10 protein-coding genes are annotated in these 14410 nt (G+C 61.1%); 6 read left to right on the top strand and 4 right to left on the bottom strand.

Translation table 11 applies throughout. The annotated features are described in order from the left end of the window. Positions 1-33: 33 nt before the first annotated feature. Genes galM through galE form a run of 4 tightly spaced genes read right to left on the bottom strand, consistent with a single transcriptional unit; the run spans position 34 to position 4297 of the window. Entirely contained in the window at positions 34-1023 is a 990-nt protein-coding gene (gene galM, locus I6L47_RS13210; protein WP_216947582.1) for a galactose-1-epimerase, read from the bottom strand. Then, positions 1020-2168, bottom strand: coding sequence for a galactokinase (galK, locus tag I6L47_RS13205; protein ID WP_216947581.1), 1149 nt, complete (start codon positions 2166-2168; stop codon positions 1020-1022). The genes galM and galK overlap by 4 nt, the downstream gene beginning before the upstream one ends. After that, the gene (locus tag I6L47_RS13200; protein ID WP_216949356.1) at positions 2165-3223 is read right to left on the bottom strand and encodes a UDP-glucose--hexose-1-phosphate uridylyltransferase; all 1059 of its coding nucleotides are present in this window, start codon (positions 3221-3223) and stop codon (positions 2165-2167) included. The genes galK and I6L47_RS13200 overlap by 4 nt, the downstream gene beginning before the upstream one ends. A 60-nt stretch (positions 3224-3283) precedes the next feature. Further along, positions 3284-4297, bottom strand: a complete 1014-nt coding sequence (gene galE / locus I6L47_RS13195) for a UDP-glucose 4-epimerase GalE (protein WP_216947580.1) — start codon at positions 4295-4297, stop codon at positions 3284-3286. A gap of 201 nt (positions 4298-4498) precedes the next feature. On the opposite strand from galE, the gene I6L47_RS13190 reads away from it, so the two are divergent. The 6 genes from I6L47_RS13190 to I6L47_RS13165 all read left to right on the top strand — a co-directional run bounded on the left by I6L47_RS13190 (position 4499) and on the right by I6L47_RS13165 (position 14404). Beyond that, entirely contained in the window at positions 4499-5506 is a 1008-nt protein-coding gene (locus I6L47_RS13190) for a substrate-binding domain-containing protein (protein WP_005356970.1), read from the top strand. Between the two features lie 189 nt (positions 5507-5695). Further along, positions 5696-8755 (top strand): beta-galactosidase, encoded by a 3060-nt coding sequence (locus I6L47_RS13185; protein ID WP_216947579.1) that lies wholly within the window; start codon positions 5696-5698, stop codon positions 8753-8755. Between the two features lie 276 nt (positions 8756-9031). Continuing rightward, on the top strand, positions 9032-10018 hold the full coding sequence (mglB, locus tag I6L47_RS13180; RefSeq protein ID WP_005340747.1) for a galactose/glucose ABC transporter substrate-binding protein MglB: 987 nt from the start codon (positions 9032-9034) through the stop codon (positions 10016-10018). 53 nt (positions 10019-10071) lie between these two features. Then, complete coding sequence (gene mglA, locus I6L47_RS13175) at positions 10072-11592, top strand: galactose/methyl galactoside ABC transporter ATP-binding protein MglA (RefSeq protein WP_033136359.1); 1521 nt, start codon at positions 10072-10074, stop codon at positions 11590-11592. A gap of 16 nt (positions 11593-11608) precedes the next feature. After that, positions 11609-12619: a galactose/methyl galactoside ABC transporter permease MglC gene (mglC, locus tag I6L47_RS13170; RefSeq protein WP_005342585.1), complete on the top strand. Its 1011-nt coding sequence runs from the start codon at positions 11609-11611 to the stop codon at positions 12617-12619. Between the two features lie 51 nt (positions 12620-12670). Then, on the top strand, positions 12671-14404 hold the full coding sequence (locus I6L47_RS13165; protein ID WP_216947578.1) for a methyl-accepting chemotaxis protein: 1734 nt from the start codon (positions 12671-12673) through the stop codon (positions 14402-14404). The last annotated feature ends 6 nt before the right edge of the window (positions 14405-14410 follow it).

Below are 14410 nucleotides of genomic sequence, written 5' to 3'. Positions count from 1 at the left end.
CTGAGGCTATGTAAAAATCATGAATTCTTTAAGTTAGTCGCGGATAAAGCGGTAGCGGGTCTGGTGGTGATAACGCTCGCCAGGCAGCAGCCAGGGGTTGCCCAGCTCGGGGCGATTGGGGCTGTCCGGTAGCTGTTGCGCCTCAAGACAGAAGCCGTCGTGATCCCGGTGCGACAGGCCGCTGCGGTTTGGGGTGTTGGCCAGCCAGTTTCCGGTGTAGAACTGCAGCGAGGGCTGGTTGGTATAGACTTCCATCGCCAGCTGCCTGTCCCCTGATACCACACGAGCAGCCCACTCTTGCGTTGGGCCGTTGAGCACAAAGGCGTGATCGTACCCCTTGGCCTGTTGCTGCTGGGGATGGTTCAGCCAATTCTGGCCAATCAGGCGCTCTTGGCGCAGATCGAATGGCCCCTCCACCGGGGTGATGGTGATCGGCAAACCGTTCGGGTCGGTCGGCAGGAAGTGGTCGGCATTGATGCTGATGAGGTGGTCACGGATATCGCCGCCATCGGTTTGCCCATCGAGATTGAAGTAGGCGTGGCTGGTGAGGCTGACCGGAGTTGTGGCATCCGTGCTGGCGATGAAATCCACCACCAGATCGTTCTGCTCCAGCCGGTACTCCAGGGTGACCCGCAGATTGCCGGGAAAGCCCTGATCCCCCGCCCGGGAGAGCAGCGCCAGCTTGACCCGATCCGCCTCCAGCTCCCTGATTTGCCAGCGCTGGCGATGAAAGCCAGCCTGCCCGCCGTGAAGACAGTTGGGTGCCTGATTGGCATTCAGCGGCCAGCGCTCTCCATCACGCACCAGCTCGGCACCGCCGATGCGGTTGGCGAAACGCCCGGCCACCGCACCCAGCCACACCTGCTGGGTGGGATAGGCGTCGTCGGCACAGCCCAGCAGCACTTCACGCCGTTTGCCCGCCACCGGCAGGGTGAGGGAGGTGAGGGTGGCGCCGAAGTCGAGGCCGCGCAGCCGCAGCCCCTCTTCATTTTCCAGCTCGAACGGGGTCATGGCGCTGCTCATAGCTTGCCTGCACCGGCGCTGGCAGAGCAGACGTAGCAGTCGGCCTTGAGGCCCGAGATGGCCGGATACTCCGCCTCGACGGCGGCAATCACCTCGGCCACTTTCTCCGGGCGCAGCAGGGCGACCACGCAGCCGCCGAAGCCGCCACCTGTCATCCGCACGCCACCATCTGTGCCGATCCTGGCCTTGATGATCTCCACCAGACCGTCGATGGCGGGCACTGTGATCTCGAAGTCATCGCGCATGGCGGCGTGCGACTCGGCCATCAGCTCGCCGAGTCGGGTCAGATCGTGGCTTGCCAGTGCATCGGCCGCCGCCAGGGTGCGGGCATTTTCCCCGACGATGTGGCGGGCACGACGATAGCAAGCATCATCCAGCCCGGCTTTGCCCGCTTCCAGTCCGGCCAGATCGAGGTCGCGCAGCGCCTTGACCCCGTAGTGACGGGCGGCCGCTTCGCACTGCTGACGACGGGTATTGTATTCGCTGTCCACCAGACCGCGGCGCACATTGGAGTTGACGATCAGCACCGCCAGATCCGCCGGCATGGGGATGAGGCGGGTCTCCAGCGAGCGGCAGTCGAGCAGCAGGGCATGATCCGTTTTGCCGCTGGCGGAGATCATCTGATCCATGATGCCGCAGTTGCAGCCGACGAACTTGTTCTCCGCCTGCTGGCCGTTGAGGGCGATCTCGGCCTGGCTGATATCGAGCCCCAGCGCTTCTTTGAATGCCTGACCGATGGCTACTTCCAGCGAGGCAGAGGAGGAGAGCCCCGCCCCCTGCGGCACGTTGCCGGAGACCACCAGATCGAGGCCGCGCAGGGCATAACCGCGCTCCTGCAGATACTTCACCACGCCGCGGATGTAGTCGCTCCAGCGTTGGCTGGGGTGGTGCTCGATGGGCTGGTCGAGGTCGAACTGGTCGCGCTGGTTGTCGTAGTCGGCGGCGATCACCTGCACTTGCCGGTCATCGCGCAGGCCGATGGCGACGCAGGTCTCGTAGTCGATGGCGCAGGGCAGCACGAAGCCGTCGTTGTAGTCGGTATGTTCACCGATGAGGTTGACGCGACCGGGGGCGCGCACCAGCAGATCGGGCGCTTTGGCAAATTGCTCGGCAAAAACGGTGCTGACGCGTTGGCTGGGGGTCATAGGGCCTCCTCATTGGTGTGGCTGGTCTGGTTGTAGTGAATGGGGCTCAGGGCGCGCAGTCGCTCGGCGGCCTGCTCGGGGGTAAGGTCGCGCTGGGTTTCGGCCAGCATCTCGAAGCCCACCATGAATTTGCGCACGGTAGCGGAGCGCAGCAGGGGCGGATAGAAGTGGGCGTGCAGCTGCCAGGCCTCGGGGCAATCCGACTTGGGTGGTGCAAAGTGCCAGCCCATGGAGTAGGGGAAGCTGCACTCGAACAGGTTGTCGTAGCGGCTGGTGAGCGCCTTGAGCGCTACCGCCAGATCCTGTTGCTGGGCCTTGGTCAGATTGAGCATGGAGGTGACGTGCGCCTTGGGCAGCAGTAGGGTTTCGAACGGCCAGGCGGCCCAGAAGGGGACGACGGCAAGCCAGTGCTCGGTCTCTACCACGATGCGCGAGCGATCCGCCAGCTCCCGCTCCACATACTCCAGCAGCATGGGGCGGCCATGCTCAGCCAGCCAGTCGCGCTGGTGCTGCTCTTCGCGGGCGATCTCGTTGGGCAGGAAATCGCTGCCCCAGATCTGGCCGTGGGGGTGCGGGTTAGAGCAGCCCATGACTGCCCCTTTGTTTTCAAAGACCTGCACCCACTGCCACTGGGCCGACAGCTCGGCGACCTGATCCATCCAGGTGGTGATCACCCCCTCGATGGCGGGCAGCGGCAGCTCGGGCAGGGTCTTGCCGTGATCCGGCGAGAAGCAGATGACCCGGCTGGTGCCGCGGGCGGCCTCCAGTTTCAGCAGGGGATCGCTGGCGCTATCGGCGGCCGGGGTATCCTGCATCAGAGCAGCGAAGTCGTTGGTAAAGACGAAGGTGCCCTTGTAGTCGGGGTTGATGTCGCCGGTGACCCGGGTGTTGCCAGCGCAGAGGAAGCAGTCGGGATCGTGGGCCTGTTTGGGGGCCTGACTCACCTTCTCCACCTGTCCCTGCCAGGGGCGTTTGGCCCGGTGGGGGGAGACCAGCACATACTGGCCGGTCAGCGGGTTGAAGCGGCGATGGGGATGATCGACGGGGTTGAACATCATCTCTCCTGAATAAGGTATTGAAAAATAAAGTCGTTTATTACCGGGGAGCAGGCAGACCTACTCTTCGTAACCGTTCGGATTGGCGGATTGCCAGCGCCAGCTGTCGGCGCACATGGCGTCGATGTTGCGGGTCGCCTGCCAGCCCAGCTCACGCTGCGCCTTGGCCGGATCGGCCCAGCAGGCGGCGATGTCGCCCGGGCGGCGCGGTTCGATGCGAAATGGCAGCGGCTTGCCACAGGCGGCAGAGAAAGCGGCGACCAGCTGCAACACGCTCTGGCCCTGGCCGGTACCCAGGTTGTAGGTATGCACGCCACCCTTGCCGGCACAGTGTTGCAGTGCCTTGACATGCCCCTCGGCGAGATCCATCACGTGGATGTAGTCGCGCACGCCGGTGCCGTCCGGGGTGGGGTAATCGTTTCCAAAGACCGACAGGCAGTTGCGACGGCCGATGGCGACCTGGGTGATATAGGGCATCAGGTTGTTGGGGATCCCTTGCGGGTCTTCACCCATGGTGCCCGATTCGTGGGCGCCGACCGGATTGAAGTAACGCAGCAGGGTCATGCTCCAGTGGGGCTCGGCCAGCTGCAGATCTTCGAGGATCTCCTCGATGATCAGCTTGGATCGCCCGTAAGGGTTGGTGGCGCTGCGAGGGAAATCCTCGCGGATCGGCAGGCTGGCGGGATCGCCATAGACGGTGGCCGAGGAGCTGAACACCAGATTGTGCACATTGGCCCGCTTCATCGCCTGCAGCAGGGTGAGGGTGCCGCCGAGGTTGTTTTCGTAGTAATCCAGTGGAATGCGGGTCGACTCACCGACCGCCTTGAGGGCGGCAAAGTGGATCACTGCATCGATCTGCTGTTCGGCGAAGATCCGGTCCAGCAGGGCGGCATCGCGAATATCTCCTTGATAGAACACGGGTTGCTGGCCGCTGATAGCCGCGACTCGAGTCAATACGCTGCGCTTGCTGTTGCAGAGGTTGTCGACCACCACGGGATTCATGCCTGCCGCTTGCAGGGCCAGACAGGTGTGGCTGCCGATATATCCGCAACCGCCGGTGACCAGAACGTTCATCTTGCTCTCCACTGAAAAGTGTCTGGAAGGAGTCTAGCCGAGGGTGTGGCGACCAAACTGTGAGCTTGCTTGCAAAATAGTGTAAACGATTACACTGTTTCTGTGGTCATCCTGACGGCAGATATGCGTTTCACCTCTGTTTTCAATGGGTTTGCTGGGTATAATGGCGCTCTATTGCACAGTGAAATAAGTGAAAACAGTATGAGCACCATCAAGGATGTCGCCCGTTTGGCCAATGTGTCAGTGGCAACGGTTTCACGGGTGATGAACAACTCCCCCAAGGCCAGCGCCGCGTCTCGCGAAGTGGTGCAGAAGGCCATGGCCGAACTGGGCTACACTCCCAACGCCAACGCGCGGGCACTGGTGAGCCAGACTTGCGACACCATGGGGGTGGTGGTCGGTGACGTGGCCGATCCCTTCTTCGGTGCACTGGTGAAGGGGGTCTCCGGCGTGGCCGTCGAGCAGAACCTTCACCTGCTGATGGGTAACGGTTTTCACAAGGCGCGTCAGGAGCGTGAAGCGATCGAGCTGCTGATCGGCAAGCGCTGCGAGGCGCTGGTGGTGCACAGCAAGGCGCTGAGCGACGAGGAGCTGTACGATTACGCCATGCGGGTGCCCGGTATGGTGCTGATCAACCGCGATATTCCGGCCCTCAAGGGGCGCTGCATCGCCCTCAACAACCGGTTGGGTGCGGCTACGGCGACTCGCCACTTGATCGAACTGGGTCACCGCCATATCGCCTTTATCAGCTCGGATCACGCCATCGAGGATGCCACCTTGCGTTTGCAGGGTTATCAGGATGGGCTGATGGAGGCGGGTCTGGCAGCCGATCCCGAGCTTATCGAGAGCGGCACGCCGAACGAGGAGGGGGGGGAGCGTGCCATGCTCAACCTGCTGGCCAAGGGGCTCAAGGTGACCGCCGTGGTGGCCTATAACGATGCCATGGCGGCTGGCGCCATCTCTGTGCTGGCGGACAACGGCCTGCGAGTGCCGGAGGAGGTTTCGGTAGTGGGCTTCGATGACATCATCTATGCCAGATATTTGCGCCCCAAGCTCTCCACCATGCGCTATCCCATCGAGTTGATGGCGGCCCAGGCGGCCAAGCTGGCCATTCAGCTGGCGGCGGGGGAGAGTGACGCGACCCAGAGCCGGATCTATACCCCCACCCTGATCAATCGCCACTCGGTGGCACCGGTTCGGGCCGGATAGCCCCCTTTTGCGGCCCAGTTCGGGGCCGTTTCTTGCACGGTTATTGTTTTACCTATTTTTAATCATTTTTACTCCGCTTTACTTAACAAAATCAGTGTAATCGTTTACATCTGTGTGAGCGAGATCGCCGTTCCCTGCGTCATACTTCTCTAGACTGAATACGTTTTCCAATCAGCAGGGAGAGAGTGAATGCTCAGGGAGATAGTGGCGCGTCAGGATTGGCAGACTCAGGCTATTACGTCGGTAAACCGTCTGGCTGCCCATACCCCCATGTTCAGCTGGCGCAGCGAAGCGGATGCCAGGGGTGATCTGGCCTCTTCCTCCCGTCTCTTGCTTGATGGCGAGTGGCGCTTCTCCTTCTTTGCCGCTCCCGAATTGGTGCCCGAGAGCTGGCTGGCGCAGGATCTGGTTGATGCCACTCCCATTACCGTGCCGGGCAACTGGCAGCTGGATGCCGCCTATCCGGCTGCGCGGCCGCTCACTGATGGCCCCATCTACACCAATATCAAGTACCCCTTTCCTTGCGATCCACCGCGAGTGCCGGCAGACAATCCTACTGGCTGCTACTCCCGCGAGTTCGAACTGCCCGCCGACTGGCTGGCCAGCGGTCAGAGCCGGATCATCTTTGACGGGGTGAGCAGCGCCTTCCACCTGTTCTGCAACGGCCGCTGGGTCGGTTACTCCCAGGACAGCCGGCTGCCCGCCGAGTTTGATTTGACTCCTTATCTGCAAGCCGGTCGCAACCGGTTGGCGGTGCTGGTGCTGCGCTGGTCCGACGGATCCTATCTGGAAGATCAGGATATGTGGTGGCTGTCGGGGATCTTCCGCTCCGTCAGCCTGTTGCACAAACCGTCCCGCCATCTGATGGATATGCGGGTGACCCCCGAGCTGGATGCCTGCTATCGGGATGGCCGTCTCAAGATTGCCCTGCAAGTCGCCAATGGGGCCGGTCTGTCGGTAGAGGCCAATCTCTATGACGGTAGCGAGCGGGTCGCGACCCTGCGCCAGCCGATCGGCACCCAAGCCATTGATGAGAAAGGGGCATATGACGATCGCGCCGAGTTCTGGCTCGACGTGGTTGCGCCGCGCAAGTGGAGCGCCGAGACGCCCCATCTCTATCGCCTGACCCTGACCCTGCTGGACGAGCAGGGCCAGGCCATCGAGAGCGAGGCGTGCGATGTGGGCTTTCGGGTGGTGGAGATCCGTGGTGGCCTGCTGCGGGTCAACGGTCAGCCGCTGCTTATTCGTGGTGCCAACCGTCATGAACACCATCCCGCCAAGGGTTATGCCATCGATCGCGCCACCATGGAGCGGGATCTGCTGCTGATGAAGCGGCACAACTTCAATGCGGTGCGCTGTTCCCACTATCCCAACCACCCCGATTTCTATCGCCTCTGCGATCGGCTCGGTCTCTATGTGGTGGACGAGGCGAATCTGGAGACTCACGGCATGACCCCCATGGGGCGGCTGGCGCGGGATCCTGCCTGGAGCAACGCCTTTCTGGAGCGGGCCACCCGCATGGTGGCACGGGATTTCAACCACCCCTCGATCATCATCTGGTCGCTGGGCAACGAGTCGGGTTACGGCCCGGCCCACGATGCCATGTATGGCTGGATCAAGCGCAGCGACCCGAGCCGTCCGGTGCAGTACGAGGGGGGCGGGGCCGATACCCCGGCGACCGACATCATCTGCCCCATGTATGCCAGAACCCATCAGGATCAGCCCTTCCCGGCGGTGCCCAAGTGGGCGCTGGCCAAGTGGATCGGCCTGCCCGGCGAGCACCGGCCGTTGATCCTCTGCGAGTACGCCCATGCCATGGGCAACAGTCTGGGGGGCTACGCCCACTACTGGCAGGCGTTTCGCGATCATCCACGTCTGCAGGGCGGCTTTGTCTGGGATTGGGTCGATCAGGGGCTCGACAAATACACCGCCGATGGTCGCCACTACTGGGGCTATGGCGGCGATTTTGGTGATGTGCAAAACGATCGCCAGTTCTGCTGCAACGGCCTGCTGTTCCCGGATCGCACTCCCCATCCCGCCCTGTGCGAGGCGAAGCGTGCCCAGCAGCCGTTCCGCTTCACTCTGCTTGAGCACACCCCGCTGCGGGTGCGGATCGAGAGTGAATACCTGTTTCGGGAAACCGACAACGAGCGGCTTTGCTGGCAGCTGTGCGAGAACGGTCATGTGCAGCAGCAGGGGGAGGTTTCCCTCATGCTGGTGCCGCAAGGGGTGGTCGAGTTGACCCTGAGCGAGAGGCTGCCCCCCTTTGCGGCAGGCTCACTGGCCTGGCTCGATCTGGCCATCGTTCAGCCGCAGGCCACCCCTTGGTCGCAGGCAGATCACAAGGTCGCCCGTCAGCAGTTCACCCTGCCGACTCCCCTTGCCCTGCCAGCGCCGGTCGCTGCCGCCACCCTGAGCGAGCAGCCGGATGGCTGGCGGATCACCGCCGCAAACAACCAGTGGCGGCTCGACAAGCAGAGCGGCCGCATCACCAGTTGGCAAAAATCGGGGCAGGAGCAGTTGCTGGCGCCGATCATGGATCACTTCTACCGAGCGCCGCTCGACAACGACATCGGCACCAGCGAAGCGGATCACGCCGACCCCAACTCCTGGATTGCTCGCTGGCAGGGCTGTGGCCTCGGTCAGTGGCAGCACCGCTGTCTGGGGATCGCGGTCGCCGGAGGGGATATCCGGGTCAGCCATGGCTACTTCCACCGTGATGAGCTGCTGCTGGTGAGTCACTGGCATCATCACTTTACCGACGATGGCGCTATGAGCCTCGAGATAGAGACCGAGCTGGCACAGGTGCTGCCGTCGCTGCCGCGGATCGGCCTGCTGCTTCATCTGGCCGAGGTACCGGCGCGAGCCGAATGGTTGGGACGCGGCCCTCACGAGAACTATCCGGATCGCCTGCTGGGCGCCGATCTGGGGCGCTGGAGCCTGCCGCTGGAGGCCATGCATACCCCTTACATTTTCCCGAGTGACAACGGCTTGCGCTGCGATACCCGCCAGTTGCAGTTGGGCAGCACGACGGTGAACGGCAGCTTCCATTTCAGTGCCAGCCGCTTCAGTCAGCAACAGCTGGCCGCTGCTCGTCACCAGAGCGATCTGGTGGCCGAAGAGGGGCTGTGGGTCTGTCTCGATGGCGCCCACATGGGGGTGGGCGGGGATGACTCCTGGAGCCAGAGCGTGCGTCCCGAGTATCAACTGCTCGAGCGTCGTTACCGTTGGGGCTGCACTCTCCGTTAAGCCAGCTATTGAGACGACTGTCGAGCCAGTGCGCCATTTTGACAACAGACCAGTAACGACTAGCCTCAATGCTGTGGGAAAGATTGAGTCTCAAATCTGATTTTTATTTATATGTATTTGAAAAATAAATATAAAGTTTCAATGTAACAGAGTGTAAACGTTTTCATTTTGTCGTCATGATCACAGAAGAAATGACAACAAACTGATTACATTGATTGGCGCTTGCTCAATTGCTCGCCACCCTACAACACAGATAGACACATCGGAGCACACATAATGAAAAAACTGACCACAGTTGCCGCCCTGCTGATGGGCATGATGGCTGGAGCCAATGCCCAGGCTGACACTCGTATCGGGGTAACCGTCTACAAATACGACGACAACTTCATGGCGGTCGTGCGCAAGGCCATCGAGAAGGAGGCAGCAGCCACTCCGGGGGTGGAGCTGCTGATGAACGACTCCCAGAACGACCAGTCCAAGCAGAACGACCAGATCGATGTGCTGCTGGCCAAAGGGGTGAAGGCGCTGGCCATCAACCTGGTAGACCCGGCTGCGGCCCCGGTGGTGATTGAGAAAGCCCGTGGCGAAGATATCCCGGTGGTCTTCTACAACAAGGAGCCGAGCGCTACCGATCTGGCCAGCTACGACAAGGCCTACTACGTGGGCACCGACTCCAAGGAGTCAGGGATCATCCAGGGTCAGCTGATTGCCAAACACTGGAAAGCCCATCCGGAGTGGGATCTGAACAAGGATGGTGTGATCCAGTTCGTGCTGCTGAAAGGGGAGCCGGGCCACCCGGATGCCGAAGCGCGCACCTCCTACGTGGTCAAGACCCTGAACGATGGCGGCGTCAAGACCGAGCAACTGCACATGGATACCGGTATGTGGGATACCGCTATGGCGAAAGACAAGATGGACGCCTGGATCTCCGGCCCCAACGCCAACAAGATCGAAGTGGTCATCGCCAACAACGACGGCATGGCAATGGGCGCAGTCGAATCACTGAAAGCCCAGGGCAAGACCGCCATTCCGGTGTTCGGCGTCGATGCGTTGCCGGAAGCGCTGGCCATGGTCAAGAGCGGTGCCATGGCGGGTACCGTGCTGAACGATGCGGCCAACCAGGCCAAAGCCACCTTCGAGCTGACCAAGAACCTGGCTGAAGGCAAACCGGCCGGTGAAGGCACCAAGTGGAATATTGTCGACAAGGTAGTACGTGTTGCCTACGTCGGTGTGGATAAAGACAACCTGTCCCAATTCGAGTAATTCCCTCCTCCAGGGCAAGGGAGATCCCCTTGCCCTTTTTTCAACCAGATGTGATGGCTGATATGACAACACAGCAACAATCAGAATGGCTGTTGGAGATGATTGACGTCAGTAAGAGCTTTCCCGGCGTCAAGGCACTCGATAATGTCAATTTACGGGTCCGTCCTCATTCTGTGCATGCGTTGATGGGCGAGAACGGAGCGGGAAAATCCACACTGCTCAAGTGCCTGTTCGGCATTTACGAGAAGGATCAGGGCAAGATCTTCTTCAAGGGGCAGGAGATCAACTTCACCTCCTCCAAAGAGGCGCTGGAAAATGGCGTCTCCATGGTGCATCAGGAGCTCAACCTGGTGCTGCAGCGTACCGTGATGGACAACATGTGGCTCGGCCGCTACCCCACCAAGGGGTGGTTTATCGACCACGGCAAGATGTATGACGACACCAAGCGCATCTTCGATGAGCTGGATATCGACATCGACCCCAAGGTGAAGGTCGCGACCCTGTCGGTCTCCCAGATGCAGATGATCGAGATCGCCAAGGCGTTCTCCTACGATGCCAAGATCGTCATCATGGACGAACCTACTTCCTCCCTGACCGAGAAAGAGGTGAACCACCTCTTCAAGATCATCAACAAGTTGAAGGATAAGGGGTGCGGCATCGTCTACATCTCTCACAAGATGGAGGAGATCTTCCAGCTCTGTGACGAGATCACCATATTGCGGGATGGCCAGTGGGTGGCAACCCAACCGCTCAAGGGCATGACCATGGATCAGATCATCGGGATGATGGTCGGCCGTGAACTGACCCAGCGCTTCCCGGAAAAAACCAACCAGCCGAAAGAGGTGATCCTCGAGATCGAACACCTGACGGCGAAGAACCAGCCCTCCATTCAGGATGTGACCTTCAACCTGCACAAGGGGGAGATCCTCGGCATCGCCGGACTGGTGGGGGCCAAGCGCACCGACATCGTCGAGACCCTGTTCGGTATTCGCGATCGCAGCCAGGGCAGCATCAAGCTGCACGGCAAAGAGGTGGCCAACCACAACGCCCACGAAGCGATCCGCAACGGCTTTGCGCTGGTGACGGAAGAGCGCCGCTCCACCGGTATCTACTCCCGGCTCGATATCGCCTTCAACTCCCTGATCGCCAACATGGACAGCTACAAGGGCTCCATGGGGCTGCTCAGCGACAACAAGATGAAGAGCGATACCCAGTGGGTGATCGACTCCATGCGGGTCAAGACGCCGACCCAGCAGACCCAGATCGGTTCCCTCTCCGGGGGTAACCAGCAGAAGGTGATTATCGGCCGCTGGCTGCTGACCCAGCCGGAGATCCTGATGCTCGACGAGCCCACCCGCGGCATCGACGTCGGGGCCAAGTTCGAGATCTACCAGCTCATCCTGGAGCTGGCGAAGAAGGACAAGGGGATCATCATCATCTCGTCAGAGATGCCGGAATTGCTGGGGATCACCGACCGCATCATGGTGATGAGCAATGGCCGGGTCGCCGGGATCGTCAATACCAAAGAAACTGACCAGAGCGAGATACTGCGCCTGGCATCTCTGTACCTCTAGAGACAGGAAGACATTTATGGAGTCGGCTAAAAATTTCAATCTGATGCAGGCGCTCAAGGAAAACGCCATCTATCTGGTGCTGCTGGTGCTGCTCATGGTCATCGTGATCCAGGAGCCCTCCTTCCTGAGCCTCACCAACTTCAGCAACATCCTGACCCAGTCCTCGGTGCGGGTCATCATAGCGCTGGGGGTGGCGGGCATCATCATCACCCAGGGGACGGATCTCTCGGCCGGTCGTCAGGTCGGTCTGGCGGCACTCATAGCAGCAACCATGTTGCAGGCGCTGACCAACGTCAACAAGGTGTTCCCGACGCTGGGAGAGGTGCCCATTCCGGCGGTGATCCTGCTGGTCTGTGTGGTGGGGGCGCTGATTGGTCTGGTCAACGGTCTCATTGTGGCCTACCTGAACGTCACCCCGTTCATTACCACCCTGGGCACCATGATCATCGTTTACGGTATCAACTCCCTCTACTTTGACTCGGTCGGGGCCTCGCCGGTGGCCGGGTTTGATCCCCGCTTCTCCAGCTTCGCGCAGGGCTTTATCCGGATAGGAGGATTCAAGCTCTCCTATCTCACCTTCTATGCGGCCATCGCCAGCGTCTTTGTCTGGGTGCTGTGGAACAAGACCCGCTTTGGCAAGAACATCTTCGCCATCGGCGGCAACCCCGAGGCTGCCAAGGTCTCCGGCGTCAATGTGGCGGTCAATCTGGTGATGATCTATGCGCTGGCGGGGGTCTTCTACGCCTTCGGCGGCATGCTGGAAGCGGGCCGGATCGGTAGCGCCACCAACAACCTCGGCTTCATGTATGAGCTGGATGCCATCGCGGCGTGCGTGGTGGGCGGGGTGTCGTTTGCCGGCGGGGTGGGAACGGTCGCGGGTGTGATCACCGGCGTACTTATCTTCACCCTGATCAACTATGGCTTGACCTATATCGGGGTCAGCCCTTACTGGCAGTTCATCATCAAGGGCGGCATCATCATTCTGGCGGTGGCCCTGGACTCCATGAAGTACGCCAAGAAGAAGTAACGATTGGCAGAGAGGGTTGGCGTTGCCAGCCCTCTCTTCTGGAGGGAACCCATGCCATTCAAGGTCAAGATTTACCTCTTGCTGCTACTGGCCATTCTGGTCACCATCGGCACCGCCGGACTCAGTGTGAATCACTTCATCAGTGGCTACATTCGCACTCAGGCCACCCACAACATCACCGAGCAGATCACTCTGGTCAAAGAGAAGCTGGCCAGCGACATCAATCAGAAGATCCTGTTGGCCGCCAACCTCAACTTCGGGGTGACCAACGTCAAGAAAACTCTGCAAGAGACCGGCTTTCACAACATCGTCAAAGTGATCGGCGACATGGCCTTCGACGTGAGCGGGGTCATCAACGACAGCGCCAAAGTCGATGCCCTGCGCAAGCTGATCCCCGCTGCCAACAACCAGATCACCGTCAGCCCGCTGCAACAGGTGGATGGCAAGCCGGTCATCACCATTCTGGTGCCGCGCGGTGCCGATTCCGCCTATCTCTACTACCTCGACATGAGCGAGTTCAAAAGCCTGCTGGAGAAGATGAGTGGCGATGGCCGCTACTTCTCGCTGGCCGACAGTCAGGGCAACAGCCTCTATGACAACAAGCCGCAGGGGGAGAGCGAAGCGCGCCCCAACCAGCTGGATATTCGTGGCAGCAGCTGGACGCTGACCGGCTACATCGACCTCGATTACATCCGTGCCATGACCCGGGCCCTCAACGGCCAGATCATCATGGCGCTGTGCGGTGTGGCGATCGTGGTGATGGTGCTGGCGATGCTGGCGCTCAACGTGGCTTATCGCCCCATTCTCTCGTTGCGGGATCTGGTGCTGGAGCTCTCCCGCGGTAGCGGCGATCTCACCCGCCGGCTGGCGGTGACCAGCAAGGATGATCTGGGCCAGATCTCGGCCGGGATCAACCGCTTTATCGAGCGGCTGCAGGAGATGATGGGGGAGGTGCGGCAGGCGAGCGGCCAGCTTAACAGCGGTATCGAGGGGCTGGCCAGCCAGACCGGCGCCGCCCAGTCTCTGCTGGCGGACCATGTACGCGAGACCGAGCAGGTGGTGACCGCCATCAACGAGATGAGCCGCACCGCGGTCTCCGTCTCCGAGAGTGCGGCCAGCACCGCCCAGCTCACCAGCCAGAGCCAGCAGCTGGCAAGCCAGTCCCGTCAGGTGGTGGATCAGGCCATGGCCAGCGTGATGGCGCTGGTGGACGAAGTGGAAACCACTGCCCGCTCCATCGAGGCGATGCAGCAGGATGTGCAGCAGATTGGCTCTGTGCTGGGGGTGATCGGCAGCATTGCCGAACAGACCAACCTGCTGGCCCTCAACGCCGCCATCGAGGCGGCCCGCGCTGGTGAACAGGGGCGCGGTTTTGCGGTGGTGGCGGACGAGGTGCGTTCCCTCGCTGCCCGCACCCAGCAGAGCACAGCCGAGATCCAGACCATGCTGGCCAGTCTGCAGCGGGGCACCCGAACTGTGGTGGATGCCATGGACAATACCAAGCAGAGCTGTCAGGGGGCGGCCGAGAACACCACCAGGGTCAACGAGTCGCTGGATCTGATGGCGGGAGAAGTGGTGGAGATCAACGATCTCATCAGCCATATCGCCACGGCTGCGGAGCAGCAGAGCGCGGTGGCCGAAGAGATCAATCGCAACATGAGCGCCATCGCCGAAGTGATCCGCCAGCTGACCCACAATGGCGAAGCGACGGTCGCCAGCTCTGCGGCGATGCAGCAGACCTACGACCGGCTGCGGGAGATCGTGGGTCACTTCCAGCTGGAGTGAGGCCGA

The sequence above is a fragment of the Aeromonas sp. FDAARGOS 1417 genome, assembly GCF_019046985.1.
GTDB classification, from domain to species: Bacteria; Pseudomonadota; Gammaproteobacteria; order Enterobacterales; family Aeromonadaceae; genus Aeromonas; species Aeromonas veronii.
Note: the sequence above shows the minus strand (reverse complement) of the source record. Positions and strands in the feature narration are given on the sequence as shown.

Excerpts from the sequence above, each read along its gene's own strand:
- galM (WP_216947582.1), bottom strand. The coding sequence starts at position 1,023 with ATGAGCAGCGCCATGACCCCGTTCGAGCTGGAAAATGAAGAGGGGCTG.
- galK (WP_216947581.1), bottom strand. The coding sequence starts at position 2,168 with ATGACCCCCAGCCAACGCGTCAGCACCGTTTTTGCCGAGCAATTTGCC.
- I6L47_RS13200 (WP_216949356.1), bottom strand. The coding sequence starts at position 3,223 with ATGTTCAACCCCGTCGATCATCCCCATCGCCGCTTCAACCCGCTGACC.
- galE (WP_216947580.1), bottom strand. The coding sequence starts at position 4,297 with ATGAACGTTCTGGTCACCGGCGGTTGCGGATATATCGGCAGCCACACC.
- I6L47_RS13190 (WP_005356970.1), top strand. The coding sequence starts at position 4,499 with ATGAGCACCATCAAGGATGTCGCCCGTTTGGCCAATGTGTCAGTGGCA.
- I6L47_RS13185 (WP_216947579.1), top strand. The coding sequence starts at position 5,696 with ATGCTCAGGGAGATAGTGGCGCGTCAGGATTGGCAGACTCAGGCTATT.
- mglB (WP_005340747.1), top strand. The coding sequence starts at position 9,032 with ATGAAAAAACTGACCACAGTTGCCGCCCTGCTGATGGGCATGATGGCT.
- mglA (WP_033136359.1), top strand. The coding sequence starts at position 10,072 with ATGGCTGATATGACAACACAGCAACAATCAGAATGGCTGTTGGAGATG.
- mglC (WP_005342585.1), top strand. The coding sequence starts at position 11,609 with ATGGAGTCGGCTAAAAATTTCAATCTGATGCAGGCGCTCAAGGAAAAC.
- I6L47_RS13165 (WP_216947578.1), top strand. The coding sequence starts at position 12,671 with ATGCCATTCAAGGTCAAGATTTACCTCTTGCTGCTACTGGCCATTCTG.